We start from the raw sequence: 7289 nt of genomic DNA, 5'->3' as shown, positions 1-7289 counted from the left end.
GAACGCGACGACTTCTGAAACTGACCGGTGGTTTTTCCGGGCAGGTTCAGAATCGCACCGGAAACTCACCCGGTCTTGGTGAGTTGGAGGTTTCGCCCTAGCAGTGGTTATCATGGAGTACCCCACGAAAGCCGCAGCTCACCGGTCCGACCAACGCTGCCGTCGACCACTACCGTAGCAACCCACAGCGCAGCACGTAAGCCGCAACCCCGCCGCCACTTTGCCAGCACAGCCGTCCACCATCCCAAAGTTGCTTTCACAACGAGTGTGATTAGTGGTAACTTAAATAGTAATTGATATTTTCACGCTGCAGTTTTCATTCGGAGGTTACCATGGACCACTCTAATGGTGATGAGTTACATTATCACGCGCCACTTTCCCAGCAACACCACATGTCGATTCCCTGGCATAGCTTTGTAGTTAACCCACAGGCACCGGTGACGCAAAGTAGTCTTACCGAACGCTCCAGCATCGTTGGGCGGGTGGGCATTATCATGCTGTCCTGTGGTACCGGAGCCTGGCGTGTGCGGGAAGCTATGAACACGATTGCGCGCCACCTCGGATTAACTTGTGCCGCCGATGTGGGGCTCGTCTCCATTCAGTACACATGTTTCGAATCCGGCCGTCACTATTCCCAGACCATGTCGCTACCTAAAAGTGGGGTCAACACCGACAAGTTGACCGTTATCGCTCGGTTTGTGGCTGACTTTGAGGACAACTGTCTGGAAATGACGGCCCACGAGATTCACCTCCAGTTGGATAAGATTCAGCAAAAACCAGGTAACTTTAACGCCTGGCAGGTGGGACTGGCCTCAGCTTTGGCTTGTAGCGCGTTCGTCTTTCTGCTCGGCGGCGGTCCGATCGAAATGTTGTGCTGCTTTTTAGGGGCCGGCGTCGGGAACTACCTGCGGCGCATCATGGGCGAACATAGCATCACCTATACGGCTAGTACCGCGGTCAGCGTGGCAGCAGCTTGTGTATCATACCTATTGCTGTTTAGCGTCCTACGTCTAGGGCTACACGTTGCGCCGGCACATGAGGCGGGCTACATTGGGGCCATGTTGTTCGTAATTCCCGGCTTCCCGTTCATTACCAGTGGGCTGGACATCGCCAAGCTGGATATGCGTTCGGGATTGGAGCGGATGACATACGCCATCAACGTGATTGTGGTGGCGACCCTAACTGGCTGGGTGGTGGCCATGCTGGTGCACTTTCAGCCAGCGAACTTTATTGCCCTTAACCTCGGTGCGGGTAGCTGATGGCTTTGCGCTTGGTGGCGAGCTTCTGCGGGGTGTTCGGTTTCTCCATTATGTTCAACAGCCCCGTTAAAATGGCGGCAGTAGCCGGTTGTATTGGCGCGGTGGCGAATACGTTGCGGTTGGAACTGAGCGATGCACAGGTACCAGCAGCTGCGGCGGCGTTCATTGGGGCGTTGGTGGCAGGATTGCTGGCATCACTTATTCGGCAGCAAATGGGCTATCCCCGAATCTCACTGACGGTCCCGTCAATCGTGATTATGGTGCCAGGACTGTACATGTACCGGGCAGTGTACAACCTGGGCCTCAACAACTTTGCGGTGGGTGGTTCCTGGTTGATCAAAGCCGCCCTGATGGTCGTCGCATTACCGTTGGGATTAGCGGCGGCGCGGATTTTAACCGATAATGAGTGGCGGCACTGTAATTAGACAGTTAATGACACATGAGAGTGGGCCACAATGCGGTTAGCTCCCGAGCACTAATGTAATAAAGCCGATATTTCCGAACTTAGGAATATCGGCTTTATTGGGTTAGGCACAGGGAGCTGCATGGTGGTCCACGTTTGTAGGCCGGCTTCGCACCTTAACTCTGATTGGTCAGAGGCCGGCTGGCGTTGATGCTCATTGCTTTGACGAAGCCGCTAATTATGACCAGGCCCCGTGCGTTTTGCTTTATCCACAAGGTTAGGTGCCGCTTGCCCGTTGCGCTTTGCTATAATTAAATTATTAAGAAATTGCGAAGGGAGTGGGCACGATGACTAAATCACGGCGGTGGCGATTAAATCGCGATTCGCGGACGACGGCGATCCGTAAAATTGGTATCTCCGCGGCGGACCAGCAGCGGCTGCGGGAAACGAACCAGCCGTTAGCGCGGGTCGCGGTTCCACGGCGGGCAAAGCTGGGGGCGACTTTGCTGCGTGCCTGGCGCCGTTATAGCGACGCCGAGATTGGAACGCGGGCCGCGTCGGTGACCTACTACACCGTGTTGAGCCTGTTCCCACTCCTGATTACCGTGGGGAACCTGCTGCCCGTCTTTGGGCTGAGCTATAGCAACATCTCGCAGTACCTCGCGCAGGTAATTCCGTCACGCATCATGACCTGGCTGAATCCCATCATCAAGGGGTTACTGACCAGTACGAGTGGCGGGGTTTTATCCATCGGGGCGGTGGCCACACTGTGGACTGCCAGCCTGGGGATTACCGAACTTAAGAACGGGTACAACCGCGTGTACGGCGTGAAGCCGCGCAAAACTTCATCATTAAGCGACTCGTGTCGATGTTGCTATTGCTGGCGCTGGTCCTGGTCATGGGTGCAGTCCTGCTGTCATTTACCTTTGGTAGTCAGTTCCTGGAGTGGTTAGTGCCGGTAATTGGGCTGGACGATACCTGGCTCCAAACCTTCAATGATTGGCGATGGCCCGTGACGCTAGTGGCGGTGGTCACCGTGATTATCATCGTGGATTATGCGTTGCCGAACGTGAAAACCAAGCTACGGTACGTGTTACCGGGTGCCTTATTTTCAGTGGTCACGTTGCTGGCCGTCTCGCAGTTATTCACCTTGTACATGCGCTACTTTGGTACCCGCTACAGCTCGTACGGAACTATCGGCACGGTGATGGTGCTCATGTTGTGGTTGGATTTATCGGCCATGCTACTCATTATTGGTGCGTTGATCAACGCGATGGTGGGGGAGTATTATCTGGGTCGGCCACGGCATGCTCGGGGCAAAGTGTATGACTTGGTGGGTCATGACCGTCATGAGCTTAAATAAAACAATAGGGTAGCACCAGCACGCAGATAATTGTGCTGATGCTACCCTATTGACGTGAGTGGGGTCTATGCCCGGGTTGTTGCTCGTGCTTCACGCTTAAACTTGCGTAAAATCTTAACGGCCCACACGTAGTTGCCGTACGTAATCGCCGTTGCATAAGCGCCCAGGTCAGTTGAACCCGTCCACTTGTAGAAACCCTTGATAAACAATTGTTCGTTAATCAGGTCTTCCACCTGGTGGATAATGGCCGCATGTGATTCCTCAAAGGCGGTCTTGGCGTCAGTTAGGCTAACGTCCTGGTGCTCAGCAAGGATGTGCTTATTCAGTGCTGCGTAATCCTGCCACGTGTATGGGCGCGGGAGAAACCGTACGTGGTGTCCCTCCAAATTAGCGCTACTCCATTTCAGGTACATTTGTTGCCACGTTGCTAGGTGAACCAGAACGTCACGAACGTTTTGTTCTGGAATCTGAAAGTCAAAGTTACCCGACTCACCTTGATCGGGTAATGAGTTAATTAAGCTCCATACCTTATCGTATTCCGTGCGCGCTGCAACCAATAGTTCTTTTCTTGATTCAGGTTTTGCCATTGCTGCTCCTCCTCCATCAAAGACACATATTAGTAGATTCTGCCACCTATATAATGAATCTTTTGGAAATTCTTTGCAAGCGGTTTAAAAATGCGACGCGTTATTTATAGCTGTGACACCTTCGTTATCTATGCGTAAAGGCGATTAGGAGGTGACCGCTACCGTTATTCTTTTTGGGGCGGCATCACGACTCGTAGCGTACGCAAAACGCCCCACCGTGACTGTGGCGGGGCGTCGCGTTTGTTATATTGATGCTAATCATCCGTCGCTTCATCCTCGGCCTCGGGATAAATAATGGCGTAGGTTTCATCCTCGGCCTCATCATAAATGGTTTCCGGGATTCCCCCCGTGCACCGAACGATGAGGTGGTAACCAAAGTGGTCGATGAAGGTCAAAGCGTCGCGGGTAACACCGACAATCTGGCCGGGTAATTGCTTGTTGTCGATCATAATATCGAGGTTTGCGTTCACGGTCAGCCGGTGGCGGCGATTCGTGGCACTGTCGATAAAATCAAAGCTACCTTCATATATCTGGGCCAGCGCCAATGCTGGGTTACTGTCGTTATCGTTCACGTGGTGATTACGTCGGTTATTGATTGAGCGTAGTGATCGCCAAAGATTGACCATGAATTACACCTCCTTCGTAATTATCATAGCACCAAGCACATTACTTGCGGGGTCAATTTGATTAAATATTTTTGTCAGATTTGTGTACGGTCACTTTGCGAATGAAAGCGGCGATATGGAAATGGCGTCTTTGTTTGTTTAGGCCTGTTAGGTGGGGCGTGTAAACTGTTACAATAGAGAAGAAAGTAATGCGTTTACAACAACTATTGCACCCAAAGGGGGAAGCTGCATGTTACGTTTAGGTATCATCGGTACCAATTGGATTACTAAGCAGTTCATCGACGCCGCTCAGGGTACCGGGCGGTTTGAACTGACGGCTGTGTATTCTCGACACCTGGACAAGGCCCAGGAGTTTGCGACTAATTATGATGATGAGGTGGCGTTGTTTGATGACCTGACAGCGTTTTTGAACAGCTCATACTTTGACGTGGTGTACATTGCTAGTCCCAACAGCCTGCACGCGGCACAAACGTTGGCGGCCGTTAATGCGGGTAAGCACGTCATCGTGGAGAAGCCGATGGTTGCAAATGTGGCCGACTTCGCCGCGTTGGATGCGGCCATGGCGGCCCATCCCGACGTCTTTGTCTTTGAAGCCGCGCGCCACGTCTACGAAGAGAACTTCCACCGCGTGCGTGATTTCATCGCCGACCACCAGGTGACCGGCGCGACGCTCGTGTACATGAAGTATTCCTCACGGTACGATGCCTACCTGGCCGGCCGTGAGCCCAACGTCTTTACCACTAAGTTTGCGGGTGGCGCCATGATGGACCTGGGTGTCTATTTGGTCTACGCCGCGATTGGGTGGTTTGGTGTGCCACAGCATGCGACTTACCAGCCGACAATGCTGCAAAGTGGCGTTGATGGCACCGGCGTGATGCACTTTAGCTACGGTGACTTTGACGTGAACATGATTTGCGGCAAGACCACGCAAAGCTACCTGCCGTCCGAAATCTACTTTGGTAAGGACACGCTCCGCCTGGACGCACCGGAGAGCATCACGCAGATGGACTTCACGACGCCGGACGGTACGCAGCAATTGGCCGGTCCACAGGAGGACAACCCCATGGCGCCGGAAGCGGCGTTCTTCGGCGACACGATTGAGGGCGGTGATCACGAGGCCTGCGCACGGCAGTTGCAGCTTTCGCGGCAGGTCCACCAGGTGATTACCAACATGCGCGTTGCGGCGGGGATTAAATTTCCCGGCGATGAACGGTAATTATCTGTTAGAATAAGAACGATGAGTAACACGGAACTGGGCGCACGCGGCCGGGCGGGATGTATCCGTCGGGTCGCGTGCGTTACGTATAAGGAGCGGCATTTAATGACAGTAGCAACACCATTTCAATCATTGTGGGCTAAGGCGGGATTCAAAGCAGAAACGCCCATTCAAGCAGCGGTCGCGGAGCCGTTACGAGCGGACCGTGACGTCGTGGGTTTAGCACCCACGGGGTCGGGTAAGACGCTGGCCTTTGGGTTACCACTCCTGGAAAAAGTTGTACCGGGGGATGGCATCCAAATTATTATTCTGTCACCGTCGCAGGAGCTTGCCGTGCAGACGCGGGACGTATTGCAGCCCTATGCTCAGGTAATCGGAGTGCATGTGACCGCCATTACGGGTAGCGCGAACGTGGCCCGGCAAAAGGAACAGCTCAAGAAGCACCCAGAGGTTGTGGTGGCCACCGTTGGGCGGTTGCTAGAGCTCGCCGACGACGGGGTGGCCAAGTTGCATAATTTGGAGACCATGGTGGTGGATGAAGCGGACGAATTACTGCGCGATCCTGGCTTGGGTCAGGTGCGCGACTTGCTACAACACGCTCCAGGTGAACTGCAACTGGCCTTTTTCTCCGCCACTGATGGTCCGGTGCTCCACGAGTTGCACAAGTGGTTTGGCGTTGAGCCGGAAGTGGTCGATGTGCGTGCGGTGGACCATACCCAGGGTGAGGTCCACCATTACTTCTTGCGTGGTGGCCGGGAACACCAGGTGGCGTGGTTGGGCCGTTTGGCGCACACGGAGGGCTTCCAGGCACTTGTTTTCTTCAATAAGAACGCCAGCATGGAACGCGCGGCCGGTATTTTGCGTCACCAGCGGATTAAGTTTGCCGTGCTGTCGCGTAATGCCCGGGCGCAGGAGCGCAAGCAGGCCATGGTGGGGTTCCGCAAAGGCAAAATTAAGTTGCTATTGGCGACTGATTTGGCTGGTCGCGGGTTGGACCTAATCAAGCTGCCGGCAGTTATCAACTTTGAGGTGCCCCGGACGGCCACGGCGTACATTCACCGGGCCGGACGGACAGGACGGATGGGTAATCCGGGTACGGTGATTACGATGGGTGATGACCATGATTTCCGGGACCTGAAAAAGTTGGTGCCACAATATGCGGTTGAACGCGCGTACGTGGCAACCACGGTCTGACTACCGAGCGGCCGGTGAGTGAGGCGGATGAGCAGCTCCGTGCTAAGAAGCGGCAACCCAAAGAGCAGGCTAATACTCGCGTTCGGGCGACCGCTGGCGAGGCTGGTAAACAGCCCCGTTTGCAGGACGCGGTGACCGGTACGGTGGCGCCGCAGAAGAAGGCGCACAAAAAGAACCGCGCACGTAACCGGAAGAATAAGGGCAAGCCCAAGAAGTAGGGCGCATACCAGGGTATGGAGGTATTGCTGATGACGGTATCTGATACGGATGAGATGATGACGTTGATTAGTGCGGCGACTAACGCGCGGGACGCGGCAATGGCAGCGATGGCGTCAAGTCGCGCGGGTAAGTTTGCGCAGGCGGATCAGCGGTTGGCGTTGGTGGGGCAGTACGTGCAGCAGGCGCAGGACGCGCATACCCACCTGTTAACGCTGGAAGCGCGCGGTGAGCTGCCGCAGGTGAAGTTGCTGTTGGTACATGCGGAGAGTTACTTAACGAACGCGGCGACGATGCAGGCGGTGGCGACGGAGTTTCAGGCGGTGTACCAAAGGCTAGCCGACGCAAATATCTAAAAATGTTGGCAAGTGGGGGTGCCGTAGCGTGCTACGACTTGGTGGACCGCTCCACGGTGAGCGCCGCAG

General features: G+C 54.7%; 4 protein-coding genes and 3 pseudogenes. 5 read left to right on the top strand and 2 right to left on the bottom strand.

The genetic code is table 11. The annotated features are described in order from the left end of the window. Window positions 1–332: 332 nt before the first annotated feature. Window positions 333–1684, top strand: a pseudogene (locus JCM12539_RS12130) (threonine/serine exporter family protein). A gap of 376 nt (window positions 1685–2060) precedes the next feature. Beyond that, window positions 2061–3025 (top strand): annotated as a pseudogene (locus JCM12539_RS15380) (YihY/virulence factor BrkB family protein). Between the two features lie 65 nt (window positions 3026–3090). On the opposite strand, the gene JCM12539_RS12120 reads toward JCM12539_RS15380, so the two are convergent. Next, complete coding sequence (locus tag JCM12539_RS12120; protein ID WP_054651772.1) at window positions 3091–3612, bottom strand: ClbS/DfsB family four-helix bundle protein; 522 nt, start codon at window positions 3610–3612, stop codon at window positions 3091–3093. 254 nt (window positions 3613–3866) lie between these two features. Further along, window positions 3867–4238, bottom strand: a complete 372-nt coding sequence (locus JCM12539_RS12115) for a DUF4828 domain-containing protein (RefSeq protein WP_054651770.1) — start codon at window positions 4236–4238, stop codon at window positions 3867–3869. Window positions 4239–4467: 229 nt separating this feature from the next. Between JCM12539_RS12115 and JCM12539_RS12110 the strand changes: the two genes are divergently transcribed. From JCM12539_RS12110 to JCM12539_RS12100, 3 genes and pseudogenes are all read left to right on the top strand, one after another. Next, the gene (locus tag JCM12539_RS12110; RefSeq protein WP_054651768.1) at window positions 4468–5454 is read left to right on the top strand and encodes a Gfo/Idh/MocA family protein; all 987 of its coding nucleotides are present in this window, start codon (window positions 4468–4470) and stop codon (window positions 5452–5454) included. A 105-nt stretch (window positions 5455–5559) separates the two neighbouring features. Continuing rightward, a pseudogene (locus JCM12539_RS12105) lies at window positions 5560–6866 on the top strand (DEAD/DEAH box helicase). A gap of 30 nt (window positions 6867–6896) precedes the next feature. Next, window positions 6897–7220, top strand: coding sequence for a PTS lactose/cellobiose transporter subunit IIA (locus JCM12539_RS12100; RefSeq protein ID WP_054651766.1), 324 nt, complete (start codon window positions 6897–6899; stop codon window positions 7218–7220). Window positions 7221–7289: the final 69 nt, after the last annotated feature.

It is taken from the genome of Lacticaseibacillus pantheris DSM 15945 = JCM 12539 = NBRC 106106 (genome assembly GCF_001311175.1).
In the GTDB taxonomy this organism is placed as follows: domain Bacteria; phylum Bacillota; class Bacilli; order Lactobacillales; family Lactobacillaceae; genus Lacticaseibacillus; species Lacticaseibacillus pantheris.
The sequence above is the reverse complement of the archived record's forward strand: the minus strand, read 5'-3'. Positions and strand labels throughout refer to the sequence as shown.

Coding starts and splice junctions, on each gene's coding strand:
- JCM12539_RS12100 (WP_054651766.1), top strand. CDS start 6,897: ATGACGGTATCTGATACGGATGAGATGATGACGTTGATTAGTGCGGCG.
- JCM12539_RS12120 (WP_054651772.1), bottom strand. CDS start 3,612: ATGGCAAAACCTGAATCAAGAAAAGAACTATTGGTTGCAGCGCGCACG.
- JCM12539_RS12115 (WP_054651770.1), bottom strand. CDS start 4,238: ATGGTCAATCTTTGGCGATCACTACGCTCAATCAATAACCGACGTAAT.
- JCM12539_RS12110 (WP_054651768.1), top strand. CDS start 4,468: ATGTTACGTTTAGGTATCATCGGTACCAATTGGATTACTAAGCAGTTC.